Consider the following 19,587-nt stretch of genomic DNA (forward strand, 5'->3'; position numbering starts at 1 on the left):
CTAATAGACATAAAAGAGGTGACACGATGGGCATACACGTAGTATTGTATAAACCAGAAATTCCGGCAAATACAGGAAATATTGCCCGTACTTGTGTTGGGACGGATGCATCTTTACACCTCATTCGCCCACTAGGTTTTTCAACAGATGATAAAATGTTGCGCCGAGCAGGATTAGATTATTGGCATGATGTTAACCTACATTATCATGATTCGTTAGATGAACTATATGATAAGTATCCTGATGCGCAATTTTATTATATTGAAAACTTTGGTACGAAGCATTACACCGATTATGATTATAGTAATCCAGATGAGGATATCTTTTTCGTATTTGGACGTGAAACAGACGGGATACCGGAGGAATTACTAGAGGGAAAAGAAGACCGTTGTTTACGAATTCATATGACGGATAAAATTCGTTCTCTTAATTTATCAAATACCGCTGCCATTATTGTGTACGAAGCTTTACGTCAACAAGGATTTCCGAATGTAAAATAAAGAAATGCCGACATAACAGGTGTCGGCATTTTTTGTATCACTATTTATCATCGACGTATTATTTTGAGTTGTAACCAGCAGAAAAAATGGCCACAAGGAATACGACACATACTCCTAAAACTAAGAATAAACCCATGGCAATGGCCTCCTTTACTATTGTTCACCACTTATGTACATAACTAACTGCTATTATATCAAAAATCTTTTTTCTGTGTAGCACTTTATTACGTAGTGTAATTATTTCTAGTCTTAATATACGATTTCCATTGTTGTAGAGACTGTTGAAACTTTTTTATCTCCTGTTGTGATAGCGTCTCTTCTCCATATCGTACCTTTTCATAAAGGTGGATATCGTGAAGTGGAAGACCGATACGGGTGAACCAATCTTCAATTGTCTCCGAATGATATCGACCAAAACCTGACTTGCTCGTCAACAATTCAAATTCATAAAACTGCCGTCGAACTGTATCCTTTGGTTTTGCTTTACGCTTCCTTTTGTATAGGGGTGCTTCACTTTCGTCGAATATAGGCTCATGTTGAAGATGTTCATTCGTTTTAGTCAAGTTCATAATTGGGACGACTTTTCGTTTATATAATTTCCAGGCGATAAAAACAAGAACCAAAATACAAATGGCCAACAATACATATTGGCCAATAAGTATTGTTAATTCTGAAACCCCTGTAGATTGCTGCTGTTCCAGCTCACGAAGCTCTTCTGAACGTTCCCCGTGCCCTTGAAAGGAACCTTCGTAATTGGTTTCAGTTGATCGATTTTGTTGAAATGGATCATAATCAATGCCTTGTAATGCCCAACTTGCGAGATGGATACCAACAGCTGCCCCTACTGACACAACCTTTGTTATAGAGGCGCGAATTCCATCAAATAAAATGAAAAAGATGAAACAAGCTGCAGTCATAAGAGCAAAGACACTTACAAGGATAGAAGCAAACCGTACCGATAATTGTTGATTTGATCGTATATAAGAGTTTGCAAGATGGACGAAAATCGATAAGAAAAACTGGCCAAGGGCTATCCAAACGAAATAATGTTCCTTAAAGATAACAAAACATACAATTCCCAGTCCACTCGTAAATAAAAATAGCTTCTTTTCGTTACCAAGGAAAGGGTTGTTATGATTTACAATAAACCGCCACGTTAACGTCATGACGAGTAAACTAAGTAAGAAAAAAGGTGAAGTAAAGAAATAGCTGCTGAACCAAATCAGGCTAGGAACCAGTACAATATATGGTCTGTAAGATGTAAATATCGCTGCAGATACGCAATACATAACGAGTATGCTAATGCTAAACATGAAGTACGGTACCGGTAGCAACAGAGCAGAAAAGAAGGAAAACAGTATATAAAAAAGGTAGTAGAACAAGATATATTCATTTATTGATTGTAAAAAACTTGTTACTAGCTGCTTATCACTCATGTTCTAATTCCTTTCAATATCGTTTCCCCATCTTCATGGTGAACTAGTGTCATTTGACCATCGTTTTGTTTCACTTGCTGTTGGATGTGAGGGAATTCAGTTTCCCACGTACCGATGAAAACATAATGTATAGGCCCCGTTTTTTTCCAAATGATGTCATAAGCCATTGTGACCGGATTTGTCACCAGCTCTGCAGGCTTAATTCTGGCTAAACATTCTAGCATGACTTGAATGTCTTGTTTACCGTTTACGAATTGAAATGAACGGTATGGAGGGAAACCCAGCTTCTTCGCATTTATAAATAATGTAGTTGGCGTACCGTTTTGAAGTAAGGTTTGGCTAACATAACGGGTTATCGATAATAATTCTTCTAAATGTGGGCTTACATACCGATTGCCTAGGTGACTTGTTTCACTAATATTTACGATAACGGCTGTTGATGTATTTTGGCTACGTTCATAAACTTTTGTTTGCAAACTTTGTTTCCTCGCAGTAGCCTTCCAATGAATACGTGAAAAGGAATCAGTTGGTACATAACCCCTTGTCCCAATGGGGTATAACGTATCTTCGTATAATGAGTATGGTGATGTTTCCTCCCCAATTGCCCGTTGACGTCTATCATTTAGTCCATGAACGATAGTTTGTTCTGGATAGACTATGATTTCAGTTAAATACGGTTTATGAAAATGGAGGGTAATGTGATGAAAGTTCACGATATGGGGAAACTGTATTTCTATATGTTGAACTTTTGTAGTTCCCCTCTTGATAGCCTTTATCGGTATTTTGATCGTCGTTAACCCCTTTTTATAAATAGAGAATGGGACCTGGCACTTCGTCTCTTCCTCATCCTCTTTTACGATAAACTTTTTGTTTATTGGTTTTACATTATAATTTAGTGTAAACGTTAATTGGCCGTTAATAATTGGCAAATGAGAGTTATGGTGTAGATTGAGCTCAATTTCCCCAACTTCTTTTGGAAATAGTCGAATTTCTGTCTTCTTGTTGTGAAGGTGAAGCTGATCCCCAATCTTCTTATCATATAATGTAGAGACAAGGATATAGGAAACGAGGAGACCCGTCACCATAAATAAGACAGGTTGATTTATAATGAAAGCTATTAATGTCGTAACGAAGACAATGGATATGACGATGTCTGTTGTCTCTTTGGCACCAGGGCTAAGTTTTTTACGCCACTCCATATTACCCCTCACTCAGTTCAACGGGCACTTCTACACTTTTTATAACTTCTTGTACCACTTGTTCAACGTTTTTTCGCACTGTTGCTTCCATAGATAAGACGAGTCGATGTTCAAACACATAGGGGACGAGCCCTTTCACATCTTCAGGGGTTACATAGTCCCGCCCTTTAAGTACAGCAAGAGCTTGACTTGCTTTTATTAACGCTAATGCCCCTCTTGTGCTAATACCCAATTCGATGTCAGGGTGGTTACGAGTGAAACGGACAACATGTAAAGCATAATCCTCAACAGCCTGTGCTACTTTCACAGACTTCGTTTTCTTCTGTAACAGATGAATGTCCTCTCTCGTTAATATTGTTGCTAACTTTGACTCTCCTTCTTGCCCGCGGTATGTATGAAGTATTTGTTTTTCTTCTTCTAACGTCGGATAGCCCATTTTCACTTTAAAAAGGAAGCGGTCTAACTGAGCTTCGGGTAATGGGAAAGTACCTTGATTTGACTCGATTGGGTTTTGTGTTGCAATGACTAAAAATGGCGTCCTGATGCTCACTTGTTCACCGTCAATTGTTACTTGTCGCTCTTCCATCACCTCTAACAAACTTGCTTGTGTTCGTGGGGTTCCACGATTAATTTCGTCAGCAAGTAATATATTGGTTTGTATCGGCCCCATCCGAAGCTCAAACTGTTCCGTTTTTGGGTTAAAAAAATTAACTCCCGTCACATCACTTGGAAGAACATCCGGGGTGAATTGAATTCGGTTAAATGAGCCATCTGTAACTTGGGCAAAACTTTTCGCAAGTTTCGTCTTCCCTGAACCAGGGGAACTTTCCAATAACACATGCCCTTCAACCATTAATGCAATATAAAGTAAATCAATAACGTGATCTTGTCCGATAATCACTTTTTTTAATTCGTTTTTTCCTGCTGCAAGTAAATTTTGTTGTGACATGAATGGTAACTCCTTTATCATTCACTTTCTTATTTCTTCTATCGTATCAAAAACGAGCTTAAAAACGAATTTTCTTTTTTGGTGCCACGTCTATTGTGCAAGGACAAATACAGGAATCTTCAAATCGTTTCTCATCATATTGAAGCTCGACACATATATATATTTTAATAATATCCTTTGTCTAATATTTGGCTGGGAGGGCGATGAATGGAAATTTTAAACAAAATTGAGAGCTACAGAAAAGAGGAAGAGAAGCTCAAGTGGGAGGGTACTTTCGCAGAGTATTTAGAATTACTAAAAGAAAGACCGTACTTAGCCCAATCGGCTCACTCCCGTATTTATCAAATGATCAAGGAAGCTGGTGTAGAGGAACAGGATGGTCGTACAGGGTATAAATTTTTCAGTGACGAAATTTTCGGGTTGGAGGAAGCGTTGGAGCGATTAGTGGAGGAGTATTTTCACCCTGCTGCTGAACGATTAGACGTCCGCAAACGAATTTTGCTGTTAATGGGTCCGGTTAGTGGTGGTAAATCTACAATTGTGACATTACTGAAAAGAGGTTTAGAACGATTTTCTTATACAGACAAAGGAGCTGTTTTTGCGATTAAAGGATGTCCAATGCACGAAGATCCCCTTCATCTCATTCCGCACCATTTACGTGATGACTTCTACGAAGAATATGGTATTCGAATTGAAGGAAATTTATCACCGCTAAATATGATGAGGCTGGAAAAAGAATATGGTGGAAGAATTGAAGATGTGAAAGTAGAACGCGTCTTTTTATCAGAGAATAAAAGAAAAGGAATTGGAACATTTAGTCCATCTGATCCGAAGTCACAGGACATTGCTGATTTAACTGGATCTATTGATTTTTCAACAATAGCTGAATATGGCTCCGAATCTGACCCCCGGGCATATCGGTTTGATGGGGAACTAAATGTTGCCAACCGTGGTTTAATGGAGTTCCAAGAGATATTAAAATGTGATGAAAAGTTTTTATGGCATTTACTTTCTTTAACACAAGAGGGCAATTTTAAAGCCGGTCGTTTTGCATTAATAAGTGCTGATGAACTCATCATTGCTCATACGAATGAAGCAGAATATCGGTCATTTGTAGCAAATAAGAAAAATGAAGCGTTACATTCGAGAATGATTGTCATGCCAATACCATACAACTTAAAGGTGAGTGAAGAAGAAAGAATTTATCATAAAATGATTGCCGAAAGTAATATGAAAAACGTACATGTTGCACCACATACATTAAAAATTACAGCCATTTTTACCATTTTAACGAGATTAAAAGATTCAAAGCGGCAAGACATTGATTTATTGAAGAAAATGCGTTTGTATGACGGGGAAGATGTTGAAGGAGTTAGTGACGTAGATGTAGGTGAACTAAAAAGAGAGCATACAGATGAAGGTATGTCTGGAATTGACCCCCGTTTTATTATGAATCGTATTTCATCAGCTATTATTAAAAAAGATTCGAATTCGATTAATGCGCTGGATGTTCTTCGTTCGCTTAAAGAAGGACTTGATCATCATCCATCCATTTCAAAAGAAAATAAAGAACGTTATTTATCCTTCATTTCACTTGCTCGAAAGGAATATGACGAAATTGCAAAAAAAGAAGTGCAAAAAGCATTTGTCTATTCTTATGAAGAGTCAGCTAAGACGTTAATGGATAATTATTTGGACAATGTAGAAGCGTACTGCAATAAGACGAAACTAAAAGATCCGTTAACGGGGGAGGAAATGAGCCCAGATGAAAAGTTAATGCGTTCTATTGAGGAGCAAATTGGTGTTTCAGAAAATGCCAAGAAAACATTTAGAGAAGAAATTTTAATTCGTATTTCAGCCTATGCACGAAAAGGGAAGCGATTTGATTATCAATCCCACGAAAGGTTACGGGAAGCCATTCAAAAGAAATTGTTTGCCGATTTGAAAGATGTTGTGAAAATTACTACATCAACGAAAACGCCGGATGAACAACAACTGAAAAAGATTAACGAAGTGATTGCTACATTAATAGACGAATATGGTTATGATTCTACGTCAGCAAATGAGCTGCTCCGTTATGTTGGTAGTTTACTAAATCGTTAAATCGCGAAAAACTTGTCGCATCTTGGTGATATACATTATAGATTTCATATATGGGCATAGAATATAGATGGTAGTACTTTTTGCATTCAGCAATTTTGCTGAATGTTTTTTATTGTATAAAAGTTGAATTTTCTTTACTTACACACTTTTCTGTATACGCTTTTTTATATATACTTATTTAGTATACGTAGTATTGTTAATCCATTCCAACGCTCAGCAGAGCAGTCTATCCAATATTTTACGTTTATCATGTCGAATATTCGGGTAAATGTGTTGAGTCTTTCGGGATGGAAAACTATAATAGAACTGATATTGGAAACGTTTACGACAATTTAATGGGGGTAGTAAAAGTGTCTAACAAAGGGTCACACAACAGCATATGGGAGAATTTCCACGGCCCGAACATGGGTTATATTGAAGAGCAATACGATTTGTTTATAAAAGACCCTGATGCAGTTGATCCGTCATTACGTGAAATGTTCGAACAATTTGGAGCGCCAGATTGGATGAAACAAGACGGAGTCCAACAGTCGGGGGGAGCAGTAGATGTAGGTTTTGATGTAGAAAAAGTGTCGTCAGCAATTCGACTAGTAGATGCAATTCGGCGCCATGGTCACCTTGAAGCCAATGTCTACCCTGTTGGAAAGAGAAAAAGTCGTTATTCACCGCTCGTTGATCCGAAAACATATGGATTAACAGAAGCAGATTTAAAAGCAATACCAGCTAAATGGCTCGTAAAATCAACACCAAAGAACGTACAAAATGGATTGGATTTAGTAAATAAGTTAAAGGAACGCTATTCTGGGACGATTTCCTACGAGTTTTACCACGTACAAGATGATAGTGAACGAGAATGGTTACAGCAAAAAGTCGAAAGTGGTGACTTTACGGTACCACTGGATCATGAAGAGAAAAAAGCGCTATTAAAACGACTCGCGGAAGTTGAAGGCTTTGAAAACTTCCTGGCGAAAACGTTTGTAGCACAAAAACGTTTCTCCATTGAGGGATTAGATATGATGGTCCCTATGCTAGACCAAATTGTAAAAGAAGCGGCTAACGATGAAGTGGAACATATTATGATGGGTATGGCTCATAGAGGGCGCCTTAATGTGTTAGCTCATGTGTTAGGAAAGCCGTATGATAAAATTTTTTCAGAATTTCATCACGCACCGAATAAAGAATTAGTACCATCAGAAGGTTCAAAAGGAATTAACTACGGTTGGACTGGGGATGTAAAATATCATTTTGGTGCTGATCGGGAAGTAGAAGGGAAAGACGCAAAGCGTACTCGTATTACGTTAGCACACAACCCTTCCCATTTAGAATTCGTAAACCCTGTTGTTGGAGGATATACAAGAGCAGCACAGGATGACCGGTCTGAGCGTGGCTATGCAAAGCATTCAAAAGAGAAAGCCGTTAGTATTGTCATCCACGGAGATGCTGCTTTCATTGGAGAAGGTGTAGTAGCGGAAACGTTGAATATGTCTCAGCTGCGAGGCTACAACACCGGTGGAACGATTCATTTAATTGCTAATAACTTAGTAGGTTTTACGACCAATAACGTGGATAGCCGTTCCACAATGTACGCGAGTGACTTAGCAAAAGGGTTTGAAATTCCCGTTATCCATGTAAATGCTGATGATCCGATTGCGTGTTTACTTGCAGTAGCTTTCGCATACGAATATCGAAAAACGTTCTATAAAGATGTGTTAATTGATTTAGTAGGTTACCGTCGTTATGGTCATAACGAGATGGATGAGCCGAGAATGACACAGCCTTCTCTCTATAAAGATATTGATCAACACCCAACTGTTCTACATGTGTTTGCTGATCGATTGAAGGAAGAAGGGGTCATTAGTGACGAAGAATTTACGAAAGTAAAAGATGAAGTTCATAGTAAATTAAAACGTATCTACGATGGTATGAAAGAAAACGAAAAGAATGGCGTCGACGTAGATGTTCCTGAGGAAGTCGCCAATGGCCTTGATAAAATTGAAACTGCTGTACCCCTGGACCTTTTAAAATCATTAAATGACGGTCTATTAAAACGTCCAGAAGGTTTTAATGGATTTAAAAAGTTAGAGCGAATCTTGCAAAAGCGTAAAGATGCGTTAGAAGAAGGAAATAAGGTTGATTGGGCAACTGGTGAAGCGTTAGCCTTCGCAACCATCTTAAATGATGGCCACCCAATTCGTATTACTGGCCAAGATAGTGAACGGGGAACGTTTGCTCACCGTCACCTAGTCCTACATGATACAGAAACGGAAGATACGTATTGCCCGATGCACGGATTAGAAGAAGCGAAGGCGTCCTTTGACATCTATAACAGTCCTCTATCTGAAGCAGGTGTTTTAGGGTTTGAATATGGGTATAGTGTTCAAGCACCAAATACGTTAGTGTTATGGGAAGCACAGTTTGGTGACTTTGCAAATGCTGCTCAAGTGATATTCGATCAGTTTATCTCTTCTGGTCGCGCGAAGTGGGGACAAAAGTCAAGTATGGTCTTTTTATTGCCTCATGGTTATGAGGGGCAAGGCCCGGAGCATTCCAGTGCCCGTCTAGAAAGATTCCTGCAATTGTCAGCGGAGCATAACTGGACGGTAGCGAATGTTACATCTTCTGCTCAATATTTCCACTTGTTACGTCGCCAAGCGGCAATTGGAGGGAAAGAAGAAGCTAGACCTCTTGTGCTTGTGACACCGAAAAGTTTACTAAGAAACCAGCGTATCGCTTGTGATAGCAGCGAATTTACGAAAGGTAAATTTAAACCGATCTTAGAACAAAAAGGATTGGGTGAACACAAAGATAAAGTAGAGAGGCTATTAGTAGGTAGCGGAAAAATTATGGTTGATATAGAAGAAGAGCTTGAAAAAAGGGAAGAAAATTTTGATTGGATGCACATCTTACGTTTGGAACAAATTTATCCGTTCCCGAAAACACAGTTTGTGGAAATTTTAGAGAAGTTTCCGAATGTAGAAGAGATAGTTTGGGTTCAAGAGGAACCGAAGAATATGGGAAGCTGGAATTTTGTCAAAGGGAAAATCATTCGTACCTTAAAAGACAATCAAACAATTCAATATGTAGGACGTACGTACCGTTCATCCCCATCAGTTGGAGATCCAAATATTCACAAGATAGAGCAAAATCGTATTATTAATGAGGCGCTTAAGTTGGATAAAGGAGGAGATTCTCGTGAAGGAAATTAAAGTTCCAGAACTAGCTGAATCAATAACCGAAGGAACAATCGCAGAGTGGTTGGTGAATGTAGGTGATAAAGTAGAAAAAGGGGATGCAATCGTAGAGTTAGAGACAGATAAAGTGAATGTCGAAGTAAACGCTGATGCTTCCGGTGTCATTACAGAAATTGTAGCAGGTGAAGGGGAAGACGTAGAAGTAGGCGATGTTATTGCAAAAGTAGATGAAAGTGGTAAAGGAGCAGCACCTGAAGCTTCCGAAGCACCGAAAGCAGAACCGACATCTACACAATCAACAAATACGGAAAAAGAAGAAGTTGCAAAACAACCTGAGCCAGAACAAGCAGCAAACCCTAGCCAAGGTCCTGTAGCTACTCCAGCAGCAAGAAAGCGCGCTCGTGAACTGGGAATTGATTTGAGTGAGATTTATCCGAAAGATCCATTAGGTCGGATCCGTCCTGAGGATATAGAATTGGCAGCCCGTGAAAAGGTGGAAAACAGTAAAAAAGCAGCGAAGAAAGAGGAGCCAAAGTCTTCTGCCAAAACTGAATTCGATAAGCCTGTAGAACGAATTAAAATGTCCCGTAGACGCCAAACGATTGCTAAACGTTTAGTAGAAGCTCAACAATCAGCTGCAATGTTGACGACGTTTAACGAAGTAGATATGACGGCGGTCATGAAACTACGAAATGAGCGAAAAGATGAATTTGCCGAAAAGCACGGAATTAAATTAGGGTTTATGTCATTCTTTACGAAAGCAGTCATTGGTGCGTTGAAAGATTTCCCATTATTAAATGCTGAAATCCAAGACGACGAAATTGTTATGAAGAAATTTTATGACATCGGTATGGCAGTATCGACCGAGGACGGCCTTGTCGTTCCGGTTGTGCGTGATGCAGATCGCCTTGGTTTCGCAGGTATTGAACAAGAAATCGCTGATTTAGCGAAGAAAGCTCGTAACAATGAATTATCACTGAAGGACTTACAAGGTGGATCCTTTACGATTACAAATGGAGGTATCTTCGGCTCACTATTATCGACACCAATCCTAAATACACCGCAAGTTGGTATTCTAGGAATGCACAAAATACAAAAACGTGCGATGGTAATGCCTGATGATACAATCCAAGTTAGACCTATGATGTACCTTGCATTGTCATATGATCACCGAATCATTGATGGAAGAGAAGCTGTCCAATTCTTGACTCGTGTTAAAGAGTTGTTGGAAGATCCATTTGATTTATTACTAGAAGGCTAATGTATAAAAAAACCACTAAGCAACGTTCTTTTGCTTAGTGGTTTTTTTGTTATGACAAGGTTTTTGATGTATTTTTAGAGGAATTTTCCGAATTGAGTGAAAACATGTACTTTATCCGCATAGTATATTGTAAGCTTTAAAAAGGAGGGAAAGGGATGGATGAAAGAAAAAACTTTGTAATTACGGAAGAAGATTGGTCCCTCCATCAAAAAGGTTATGATGATCAAAAAAGGCATCAAGAAAAAGTAAAAGAAGTGATTAAACAGAGGCTGCCTGAACTAATCTCGGAAGAAAGTATTGTGATGTCAGATGGAAAGAGAGTTGTAAAAGTACCTGTTCGCTCATTGAACGAATACAAAATCCGCTATAATTATGACAAGAATAAGCATGCCGGGCAAGGAAAAGGGGACAGCAAGGTGGGGGACGTCGTTTCCAAAGGGAAAGACGATGATAAGGCACAAGGAGATGGATCAAAGCCTGGGGATCAGCCAGGAGCAGACTACTATGAAACAGACGTATCCATCGCTGAACTGGAAGAAGAATTGTTTCGTCACTTAGAACTTCCGGATTTAGAGGATAAGGAAAAAGATGAAATTGTTCATCATGATATTGAATTTAACGATTTGCGGAAAAAAGGGTTACAAGGAAATGTAGACAAAAGAAGAACGTTAAAAGAAGCGTTAAAACGAAATATTAGAGAAGGAAATCAAACTGTTTTACCAATCTTACCAGATGATTTACGATTTAAAACATGGGAAGATATAGAAGAGCCGGACTCGAAAGCTGTGGTCTTTGCAATGATGGATACATCAGGATCTATGGGGTTATGGGAGAAGTATATGGCGCGAAGCTTTTTCTTCTGGACATCTCGATTTTTAAAGAAAAAGTACGATACGGTCGTAATTGAATTTATCGCACATCATACAGAAGCGAAGGTTGTTTCGGAAGAAGATTTCTTCTCAAAAGGGGAAAGTGGTGGCACGATATGTTCATCTGCTTATACAAAAGCTCTTGAGCTCATAGATGATAAGTATAATCCATCATCATACAATATTTATCCTATTCACTTTTCTGATGGGGATAACCTAACTTCGGATAACCGGAAATGCTTAAAACTAGTTGAAGAATTAATGGAGCATTCTCAAATGTTCGGATATGGTGAAGTGAACCAGTATAACCGTCATTCTACTTTGATGAGTGCTTATTCGAAAATTGAAGATCCAAAGTTTCGGCATTACATTTTACGGCAGAAAACAGACGTATTTTACGCAATGAAGGAACTGTTTAAACAAGGAGAAGCAATGAAAGTATAAACGATCCCTTACAATTAGGGATCGTTTTTTTGTTGAATTATGTTCAAGTTGACTTTTTGAACAAAGGAGTGAAGTATTGTCGATATTGATATAACAAATAACTGTGTAGGATTACTAACAGAATAGCAAGTGGAAGTAAGGAGTGATCAACAAATAAATGAAGGAAAAAAATATTTGTGATAATTGGTGACAATACGATGAGAGTTAATGGAATAAATCTGTTGAGAAGTAGTAATAAACCACTTATTATCTCTACTGTTTTTTCTAACACTAAGAAGTATTGATATGGAAACATAGTGAGAGCATACGGACTTGTTTCAATAAACGGATCAATATGAAAAAGAACAAAGTAGCCATTAACACCAGCTATGAGAAAGATAAATCCTAAAAGCATTCGAGTTACTATGATCAAGTTTTTCATATTTACCTCCTCTCGTTTGGATCCATTTCTAAAAAACAGTGAATAGTAATTTTTATGATTAATATCCAAACTTTTACACAAACTATTCCAGTAGAAAGGAGAGATGGATATGAAAAAAATGGTTACGTGGTTCAGTTCATTCTTATTTTTGATGACCTTAGTGTTTCATGTTGAAGTTTCCGCTCAAACAGATACTTATACGGTACAACGTGGAGATACGTTATGGAAAATTTCAAAACGTTATGAAATTGGCCTTTCCGAAATCATTAATGCCAATCCACAATTTGAAAATCCGAATTTAATTTACCCAGGAGATAAAGTCACCATCCCATTATCAAAAGGCACAAAATCTGTAGAGAAAAGAGTTGCTGAAATAACAAACCAATACCGTGCAGAGAATGGGTTGAAACCTTTGCAATTCGATTGGCAATTAGCGCGTGTTGCCCGCTACAAATCAGCAGATATGCGGGATAAGGGATATTTCTCGCATAACTCTCCAACATACGGATCTCCTTTTGAAATGATGAAAAGTTTCAACATATCATATCAAAAAGCAGCGGAAAACATTGCAGCAGGACAACGAACACCTGAAGAGGTGGTACGTTCTTGGATGAACAGTCCAGGACATCGTAAAAACATATTGGATCCAGAGATGACCCATATTGGCGTAGGTTACGCTAAAGGTGGAAGTTATGGTCATTACTGGACACAAATGTTTATAAAAAAATAATTGTTGAAATGGCTTTTGTCATCGTGACAAAAGCCATTTTTATCATAAATCACTGAATATTTTATTAAATTTATGCTAGACAAATCAATTGAAAGTGATTATCATTATTAATGTATGTGAGAATGATTATCAATTAAACAAAAATTGGAGGGTACATAAATATGAAAAAACAACTAGGATTTATACTTATGTTATTATTAGTTGTCGCTGGTCTTGCAGCATGTGGAAGTAATAATGAGGATGAAAATCAAGAGGGTCAAGCTGATGGAGAAACGAGAGTTATCCAGCATGAAATGGGTGAAACAGAAATTACAGGGAAGCCGCAACGTATTGTCGTACTTGAGTTTTCTTATGTTGATGCGCTAGCAGCATTAGGGATTTCTCCAGTAGGTATTGCAGACGACAAAGACGACGAACGTATTATTACACCAATCCGTGAAAAAATTGATGATTACACATCAGTTGGGACGAGAAAACAACCGAGTGAAGAACTGATCGCATCTTTAAATCCAGATTTAATTATTGCAGATTTAAAACGTCATAAAGATATATACGATAGTTTGTCTGAAGAAGCCCCAACCATTGTATTAAGTTCTTTAGCTTCTGATTATGAAGGGATCTTAGAAGGATTTGAAGTCATTGCAGAAGCGGTTGGTGAAGAGGAAAAAGGGCAGGAAGTTCTTGCAGCACATAAAGAAAAAATGGAAGAGCTACGTTCACAAGTACCTGAAGACGAAACGAGAACTGTACTACCAGCAGTTGTAACAAACACTGGTTTTTATGCCCATAATATGGACTCTTATACAGGCTCACTACTTGAATCAATTGGCTTAAAGAATGCTATCCAAAGCGGGGATGACCGTTATAATCAAATTAACTTAGAGCAAGTGGTACAGTTTAATCCTGACATCATTTTTACTATGAACGCAGGCGAGCAAACGATAATTAATGACTGGGAAGATAAAACATTATGGAAAGAAGTAAGTGCGGTTAAAAACGACGCTATTTACGAAGTAGATCGTAACACATGGTCTAGATTCCGTGGTCTAATATCGTCTGAAACCATTTTAGAAGACGCAATACAAGCACTATATGGGGAATAAAAAAAAGCGGAGGTAACTCCGCTTTTATTTTTGGTTTTCACCAATATAAAAAGTTGGTATGATGTTAAAGGTACTTAAAAGCTAGGAAGTGTTAAAATGAGTCAATTTAATTTACAAGCAGGAGTTTCAAGAAAAAGGCAGTGGATAACGTATGCTATCGGCATAATGTTACTAATGTTAAGTCTATTATCCAGTATAAGTGTCGGAGCTTATCAAATCGATTTTGCATCTGTCATCGCATCTTTTTTTACGGATGAAACGACACAAGGGACTTTAATTATACATGATGTACGATTACCACGTGCTGTTATTGGAATGATTATCGGGATGAACTTAGCCATAGCCGGCGCTATTATGCAGTCAATTACGAAAAATCCTCTCGCATCCCCGCAAATTTTTGGCGTGAATGCAGGGGCTTCGTTAATGATTGTGATTGTAGCAATTCTTCTTCCAAACTTTTCTCAGTCATGGCTTATTTATTTTGCCTTTTTAGGGGCGGCCGTTGGAGGGTTTATCGTTTATTCCATGGCTTCTTATGGGGGAATGACTCCAGTAAAGTTAGCCTTAGCTGGGATTACCGTTCATCTATTCTTAACCTCGATTATTGAGGGGATGATCATATTTCACGAACATTCAACAGAGGATGTTTTATTTTGGTTAGCCGGTTCATTAAGCGGTCGTGATTGGGATCACGTACAAATGATTCTTCCCTGGACTCTTATCGGGATTATTGGCGCAATGTTCCTATCTAAGTCGTTTACGTTATTATCGCTAGGAGATGATGTAGCGAAAGGATTAGGTCAAAAAATCGCGTTCATACGAATTGCTTCTGCCATTATCGTCATCATTTTGGCTGGATCGTCTGTTGCGGTAGCAGGTCCAATTGGGTTTATCGGGCTAATGATTCCCCATATTGCCCGGAAGTTAGTTGGTGTTGACTATCGTCACGTCATTCCATGTTCAGCATTACTTGGTGCAGTTTTATTAGTAGGTGCAGACGTACTATCCCGTTTTATCTCATTTCCATCAGAGTCACCAGTAGGTATCGTTACAGCTTTAATTGGCGGGCCATTCTTTTTATATTTAGCTAGAAGAGAAGGTAGGTGAAATGAACATGTCCAAGCATAAGAAACCATTGTTGTTACTAGCGATTTTATTCATTGTTACATTGTTCACGTTCATTATTACAGCTGGAATTGGGACTGTATTCATTTCACCTATAACTGTTATTCAGTCTCTTATTGGTTTAGATATACAATATGGAGCGATTTTAGAAAAATATCGTTTTCCCCGTGCGGTTTTAGCCTTATTAGTAGGTGCAGGACTCGGCGTGTCTGGGGCGATCTTACAAGGTGTTATTCGGAATCCTTTAGCTTCTCCTGATGTAATTGGTATAACGAAAGGAGCCGGTTTGGCGGCAGTTATAACCATTATTCTTTTTCCACAATCACCAACATTCGCTTTGCCATTGGCAGCATTTTTAGGTGCAGGACTCGTAACAGTCTTCCTTTATCTTATTGCTTATAAAAAAGGCGTAAAGCCTTCTACCTTAGCTCTTGTAGGAATCGCTCTAGGAGCCGTTTGTCAGGCTGGGATTCAATTTTTTATGGTAAAATACCCAGTCGAAGTGAATGCAGCGCTAGTTTGGTTAACAGGGAGTTTATGGGGGAACAATTGGAATGATGTGTACTTATTATTACCTTTTGTCATTGTTTTTGTACCAATTAGTATTATTGTTGCAGTGAAATTAGACGTTTTAGCATTAGGTGATGAAGTTGCGCAAGGCTTAGGTGAGCATGTTAGAGTGACAAGAATGATGTTACTTTTTATTGCGGTTGCACTAGCAGGAGCGAGTGTAGCAGTCGTCGGATCATTAGGTTTTATCGGGCTCATTGCCCCACATATAGCCCGACAACTTGTCGGAAATCGCCACCAATATTTATTGCCAACCTCTGCTTTTACTGGCATGATTCTCGTCTTAATTGCTGATGCTTTAGGAAGGGGAATTGCTCCACCTGTAGAAGTTCCAGCAGGAATTTTTACTGCTGTTATTGGGGCACCCTATTTTTTATATTTGTTACGTAAATTAAACGCAAACTAAACTGGATGAAACAAAAAAAGAACGCAAATAATAGAGATAAATAATTTTGTGTATAGTTGTAGGAGGCACCTAGAAATGGACATCATATTAGGTCTAGTTGGGATTTTCGTTGTATTATTACTTGCTTATTTTATGTCAAATAATAAAAGTGAAATCAATTTAAAAGGTATTCTCATTATGATAGCCCTACAATTCGTTATAGCTTGGCTAATGTTGAGTACAAATGTTGGTCGGTTCGTACTTGAGCGAATTGCTGCAGGGTTTAATAAACTGATTGAATTTGGTTCAATTGGAGTCGACTTTATTTTAGGTGGAGTTGCACGTGGGGAAGGTGGACATGTTTTTTTCTTTGATGTACTTTTACTTATCATCTTCTTTTCTGCAATCTTATCTGTGTTAACATACATGCGGATTTTACCCACTATTATTAAGTATATTGGAGGATTCTTGTCCAAGGTAACAGGGCTGCCGAGAGTTGAATCGTTTAACGCGGTTAACAGTATCTTTTTCGGACAATCTGAGGCATTAGTTGCGATTAAATCACAGTTCCATTATTTAAACCGGAACAGACTATATATTGTGAGTGCATCCGCAATGGGATCCGTATCAGCTTCCATTGTAGGGGCATATATGCAAATGATTCCACCTGAATATGTATTAGTTGCTTTACCGTTAAACATGTTTAGTGCCCTTATCATTGCTTCCATTGTAGCTCCAGTAAATGTGAGTAAGGAAGACGATAAAGTAGATGTTAAAAATGTGACCCAGTCACGAAGTATATTTGAGGCCTTGGCAAACGGTGCACTAGATGGTGGAAAAATTGCACTTATTGTTGCAACAATGTTAGTTGCATTCATTGCTGCATTAGAGCTTGTAAACTGGATTATTCAACTCATTTTCGTTGGTGTAACATTAGAACAAATACTAGGATACGTATTAGCACCACTTGCGTTCTTAATGGGAATTGCGCCAGATGAATTAGTTCGGGCTGGTGGAATTATGGGAACGAAAATTGTAACAAACGAATTTGTTGCGATGTTAGAATTCCAAAGCATAATCCCCGACATGTCTGAAAAAACAGTAGGTATTGTGTCTGTATTCTTAACTAGCTTTGCAAACTTCTCGTCCATCGGAATCATTGCCGGAACTGTACAAGCAATTGATTCTGAGAAAGCAGCAAGTGTATCAAAATTCGGTATGAAATTGTTAATAGGAGCAACTTTAGCATCAATCTTATCCGCAACTGTTGTTGGAGTATTCCTATAAAAAAAAGCAGCCTCAATTGAGGCTGTTTTTATGTCCAATAAAAGAATAATCCTTTTTTTGGAAACATATACTTTTATATTGCTATGAGAAAGTCATATCCATCAAAATTTCGCATAGAATGGGCACACAAGGGTTTAAATGACATAAAGGGGTGGACATCATTGTGTGGAATTACAGGATGGATAGACTGGCAACAAGACGTTCGCACTAAGACGGACTCTTTACAGAAGATGACAAAGACTTTAACAAAGAGGGGCCCAGATGACTACGGTATTTGGATGAATCAACATGTTGCATTCGGGCACACTCGACTGGCAGTTGTGGACTTAGAAGGCGGTAAACAACCGATGACAAAGGTTGTGAAGGATTATTCTTATACCCTTGTATATAACGGAGAATTGTATAACACGGAAGAGTTACGCCGGGAGTTAATGAAACGAGGTCATCGATTCAAAACAACATCTGATACTGAAGTACTCCTTTCAAGTTATATTGAATGGCATGAGGAATGTGTACATCGGTTAAATGGTATATATGCATTTGGCATCTGGGATGAACAACGTCAAGCATTATTCATGGCACGAGATCGACTAGGGGTAAAGCCTTTATTTTACTCACATCAAAATGAACAATTTATATTTGGTTCTGAATTAAAAGCAATTTTAGCTCATCCGAATATGAAAAGTGAAGTTGATAGGGCTGGGTTGGCGGAAGTGTTTGGGTTAGGACCTTCACGTACTCCAGGTACAGGTATCTTTAAAGGGATAGATGAGTTAAGACCGGGCCACGCATTAACATTTACAAAAGATGGGTTAAACGTATGGCGCTATTGGAATGTTCAAAGTAAAGAACATAAGGAGTCTGTTGATGAAACGGCAGAGCAAGTACGTGACATATTTGTCGACGCAGTAGAACGACAACTCGTTGCAGATGTTCCTGTATCAACGTTTTTATCAGGTGGATTAGATTCAAGTGCGATAACGGCTATAGCTTCAAATTACTTCACTGAAAGAGGCGAAGATCCGCTTACGACTTTTTCGATTGATTACACTGACAACGAAAAGTATTTTCAAGAAAGTACTTTTCAGCCGTCAAGTGATGCGCCATGGATTCAATTTATGGCTAAGCATTTTTCCACAAACCATTACGATGAAGTGATTAGCGGGACGGAATTGGCTGACTTATTGAAAGAGGCTGTTATTTTACGTGACCAGCCTGGTATGGCTGATATCGATTCCTCTTTACTTTGGTTTTGTCGCAAAATAAAGCAATTTAGTACAGTAAGTTTATCAGGAGAATGTGCCGACGAAATCTTTGGTGGATACCCATGGTTTCACAAACCAGAATCATCTGGAGATAGTTTTCCTTGGGTACGTTCCTTAGAGTCCCGGATAGACTTGCTTGAACCAGATTGGAGAAAGAAGCTGAAGTTGAAGGAATATGTTTATTCACGATACGAGGAAACGATAAATGAAACCCCTCGACTTGACGGGGAGAGCAAACAAGATGCCAAGCGTAGAGAATTATTCTACTTAAACATGCAATGGTTTATGGCACAATTACTAGATCGAAAAGACCGAATGAGTATGGGCGCGAGTTTAGAAGTTCGCGTTCCTTATGCAGATCATCGCTTAGTAGAGTATGTATGGAATATCCCGTGGGAAATGAAGATGTTTGAAGGTAGAGAGAAGGGAATTTTGCGAAAAGCGTTAGAGTCTATTCTGCCTCATGAAATTTTATATCGGAAAAAAAGTCCTTATCCGAAAACCTATCAACCTGAATATACTGCTGCTGTTGTCAAATGGATGAATGACATTTTAGCTGATAAGCATTCTCCTATTTTTCAATTCATTCGGAAAGAGAAGGTTGAAAGGTTAGTGGCAACCGAAGGAAAAGAGTTTAAAGATCCATGGTTTGGTCAGTTAATGACGGGCCCACAGTTAATTGCCCACTTATGTCAAATTGATTATTGGTTAAGAACATACAATGTAACCGTTGTTGAATGATAAGAATC

At 38.4% G+C, this 19,587-nt stretch carries 15 protein-coding genes; 11 read left to right on the forward strand and 4 right to left on the reverse strand.

Going from position 1 to position 19,587, the window contains the following annotated elements; translation table 11 throughout:
• The first annotated feature begins 26 nt into the window (after positions 1-26).
• Positions 27-500 carry a tRNA (uridine(34)/cytosine(34)/5-carboxymethylaminomethyluridine(34)-2'-O)-methyltransferase TrmL gene (gene trmL / locus NLW78_RS00450; protein ID WP_254494305.1) on the forward strand — a complete coding sequence of 158 codons (474 nt, stop codon included), beginning with the start codon at positions 27-29 and terminating at the stop codon, positions 498-500.
• A gap of 224 nt (positions 501-724) precedes the next feature.
• Here the strand turns inward: trmL and NLW78_RS00455 are convergent, their stop codons facing one another.
• Genes NLW78_RS00455 through NLW78_RS00465 form a run of 3 tightly spaced genes read right to left on the reverse strand, consistent with a single transcriptional unit; the run spans position 725 to position 4,084 of the window.
• The gene (locus NLW78_RS00455; protein WP_254494306.1) at positions 725-1,936 is read right to left on the reverse strand and encodes a hypothetical protein; all 1,212 of its coding nucleotides are present in this window, start codon (positions 1,934-1,936) and stop codon (positions 725-727) included.
• Positions 1,933-3,135 (reverse strand): DUF58 domain-containing protein, encoded by a 1,203-nt coding sequence (locus tag NLW78_RS00460; protein ID WP_254494307.1) that lies wholly within the window; start codon positions 3,133-3,135, stop codon positions 1,933-1,935. Before NLW78_RS00460 ends, NLW78_RS00455 begins: the two co-directional genes overlap by 4 nt.
• Position 3,136: 1 nt before the next feature.
• A complete protein-coding gene (locus NLW78_RS00465) occupies positions 3,137-4,084 on the reverse strand; it encodes an AAA family ATPase (RefSeq protein ID WP_254494308.1) in 948 nt (315 codons plus the stop codon).
• A gap of 207 nt (positions 4,085-4,291) precedes the next feature.
• Here NLW78_RS00465 and NLW78_RS00470 point away from each other — a divergent pair, with 207 nt between their 5' ends.
• The 4 genes from NLW78_RS00470 to yhbH all read left to right on the forward strand — a co-directional run bounded on the left by NLW78_RS00470 (position 4,292) and on the right by yhbH (position 11,952).
• Positions 4,292-6,187 (forward strand): PrkA family serine protein kinase, encoded by a 1,896-nt coding sequence (locus tag NLW78_RS00470; protein WP_254494309.1) that lies wholly within the window; start codon positions 4,292-4,294, stop codon positions 6,185-6,187.
• Positions 6,188-6,522: 335 nt separating this feature from the next.
• Positions 6,523-9,393, forward strand: coding sequence for a 2-oxoglutarate dehydrogenase E1 component (locus NLW78_RS00475; RefSeq protein ID WP_254496064.1), 2,871 nt, complete (start codon positions 6,523-6,525; stop codon positions 9,391-9,393).
• Entirely contained in the window at positions 9,380-10,639 is a 1,260-nt protein-coding gene (gene odhB / locus NLW78_RS00480; protein ID WP_254494310.1) for a 2-oxoglutarate dehydrogenase complex dihydrolipoyllysine-residue succinyltransferase, read from the forward strand. The genes NLW78_RS00475 and odhB overlap by 14 nt, the downstream gene beginning before the upstream one ends.
• A gap of 155 nt (positions 10,640-10,794) precedes the next feature.
• Positions 10,795-11,952: a sporulation protein YhbH gene (gene yhbH / locus NLW78_RS00485; protein ID WP_254494311.1), complete on the forward strand. Its 1,158-nt coding sequence runs from the start codon at positions 10,795-10,797 to the stop codon at positions 11,950-11,952.
• A gap of 43 nt (positions 11,953-11,995) precedes the next feature.
• Here yhbH and NLW78_RS00490 read toward each other — a convergent pair whose 3' ends face one another.
• Positions 11,996-12,373 (reverse strand): hypothetical protein, encoded by a 378-nt coding sequence (locus tag NLW78_RS00490; RefSeq protein WP_254494312.1) that lies wholly within the window; start codon positions 12,371-12,373, stop codon positions 11,996-11,998.
• Between the two features lie 109 nt (positions 12,374-12,482).
• Here NLW78_RS00490 and safA point away from each other — a divergent pair, with 109 nt between their 5' ends.
• The 6 genes from safA to asnB all read left to right on the forward strand — a co-directional run bounded on the left by safA (position 12,483) and on the right by asnB (position 19,579).
• The gene (gene safA, locus NLW78_RS00495) at positions 12,483-13,103 is read left to right on the forward strand and encodes a SafA/ExsA family spore coat assembly protein (protein ID WP_437181939.1); all 621 of its coding nucleotides are present in this window, start codon (positions 12,483-12,485) and stop codon (positions 13,101-13,103) included.
• 161 nt (positions 13,104-13,264) lie between these two features.
• Entirely contained in the window at positions 13,265-14,206 is a 942-nt protein-coding gene (locus tag NLW78_RS00500; protein WP_254494313.1) for an ABC transporter substrate-binding protein, read from the forward strand.
• A gap of 96 nt (positions 14,207-14,302) precedes the next feature.
• Complete coding sequence (locus NLW78_RS00505) at positions 14,303-15,313, forward strand: FecCD family ABC transporter permease (protein ID WP_254494314.1); 1,011 nt, start codon at positions 14,303-14,305, stop codon at positions 15,311-15,313.
• 7 nt (positions 15,314-15,320) lie between these two features.
• Positions 15,321-16,307: a FecCD family ABC transporter permease gene (locus NLW78_RS00510; RefSeq protein ID WP_254494315.1), complete on the forward strand. Its 987-nt coding sequence runs from the start codon at positions 15,321-15,323 to the stop codon at positions 16,305-16,307.
• Positions 16,308-16,382: 75 nt separating this feature from the next.
• Positions 16,383-17,573: a NupC/NupG family nucleoside CNT transporter gene (locus NLW78_RS00515; RefSeq protein WP_254494316.1), complete on the forward strand. Its 1,191-nt coding sequence runs from the start codon at positions 16,383-16,385 to the stop codon at positions 17,571-17,573.
• A gap of 161 nt (positions 17,574-17,734) precedes the next feature.
• Positions 17,735-19,579 (forward strand): asparagine synthase (glutamine-hydrolyzing), encoded by a 1,845-nt coding sequence (gene asnB, locus NLW78_RS00520; RefSeq protein WP_254494317.1) that lies wholly within the window; start codon positions 17,735-17,737, stop codon positions 19,577-19,579.
• Positions 19,580-19,587 lie beyond the last annotated feature (8 nt).

Origin of the sequence: Salirhabdus salicampi, from assembly GCF_024259515.1 — a bacterium.
Taxonomy (GTDB): domain Bacteria; phylum Bacillota; class Bacilli; order Bacillales; family Alkalibacillaceae; genus Salirhabdus_A; species Salirhabdus_A salicampi.

Bases quoted from the DNA above. Each gene is read 5' to 3' on its own strand.
- NLW78_RS00510 (WP_254494315.1), top strand. From the start codon at position 15,321: ATGTCCAAGCATAAGAAACCATTGTTGTTACTAGCGATTTTATTCATT.
- NLW78_RS00500 (WP_254494313.1), top strand. From the start codon at position 13,265: ATGAAAAAACAACTAGGATTTATACTTATGTTATTATTAGTTGTCGCT.
- yhbH (WP_254494311.1), top strand. From the start codon at position 10,795: ATGGATGAAAGAAAAAACTTTGTAATTACGGAAGAAGATTGGTCCCTC.
- NLW78_RS00455 (WP_254494306.1), bottom strand. From the start codon at position 1,936: ATGAGTGATAAGCAGCTAGTAACAAGTTTTTTACAATCAATAAATGAA.
- NLW78_RS00475 (WP_254496064.1), top strand. From the start codon at position 6,523: ATGGGGGTAGTAAAAGTGTCTAACAAAGGGTCACACAACAGCATATGG.
- NLW78_RS00515 (WP_254494316.1), top strand. From the start codon at position 16,383: ATGGACATCATATTAGGTCTAGTTGGGATTTTCGTTGTATTATTACTT.
- trmL (WP_254494305.1), top strand. From the start codon at position 27: ATGGGCATACACGTAGTATTGTATAAACCAGAAATTCCGGCAAATACA.
- NLW78_RS00465 (WP_254494308.1), bottom strand. From the start codon at position 4,084: ATGTCACAACAAAATTTACTTGCAGCAGGAAAAAACGAATTAAAAAAA.
- NLW78_RS00490 (WP_254494312.1), bottom strand. From the start codon at position 12,373: ATGAAAAACTTGATCATAGTAACTCGAATGCTTTTAGGATTTATCTTT.
- safA (WP_437181939.1), top strand. From the start codon at position 12,483: ATGAAAAAAATGGTTACGTGGTTCAGTTCATTCTTATTTTTGATGACC.
- NLW78_RS00460 (WP_254494307.1), bottom strand. From the start codon at position 3,135: ATGGAGTGGCGTAAAAAACTTAGCCCTGGTGCCAAAGAGACAACAGAC.
- NLW78_RS00505 (WP_254494314.1), top strand. From the start codon at position 14,303: ATGAGTCAATTTAATTTACAAGCAGGAGTTTCAAGAAAAAGGCAGTGG.
- NLW78_RS00470 (WP_254494309.1), top strand. From the start codon at position 4,292: ATGGAAATTTTAAACAAAATTGAGAGCTACAGAAAAGAGGAAGAGAAG.